Genomic DNA, 460 nt, shown 5'->3' on the forward strand with positions numbered 1-460 from the left:
GCCTTGCGTCTGAGTCGGTGGAACGCCTCCCGGAGCATCTGCCTGTCGATCAGGCGGGCCAGCGCCCGGAAACGGTGTTCCGGGCACTTCGCCGCCTTGGTTCCCAGTGCGGACAGGGTGCGTGACACGTCTGGGTGGAGGGTATTCGTGCCTCCGACGTGGGTGCTTTGTCCGCGTTGCCCATCCGCCCGTTCCTTTGCCATGTGATCGGCTTTATCGTCTCGGACTACTATGGACGGGTCTGACTCCCGGCTGCCCTTCACGTCGTCTTCCTGGGGTTGATCGACGTGGAGCCGCTGGAGGTAGATCGCCTCCTGCGGCACGGCATCCGGGCCTCCCGAGTTCAAGGTGCCGTCCTCCGCAGGACGGTCATCATTCCGCTTCTCTTCACACATGCCACGGTCTTTCTCGACCCCGGCGGAACCTCAGAGACGCTCGCCATTGACGCGCCCCCGGGTGC

The 460-nt window shown here is 64.8% G+C and carries 1 protein-coding gene; it reads right to left on the bottom strand.

Going from position 1 to position 460, the window contains the following annotated elements:
* Positions 1-395: hypothetical protein (locus ACG2LG_RS24225; protein ID WP_396263483.1), on the bottom strand; the 395-nt coding region annotated here is incomplete at its 3' end.
* Positions 396-460: the final 65 nt, after the last annotated feature.

It is taken from the genome of Haloferula sp. A504 (assembly GCF_044385805.1).
Classification (GTDB): Bacteria; Verrucomicrobiota; Verrucomicrobiia; order Verrucomicrobiales; family Akkermansiaceae; genus Haloferula.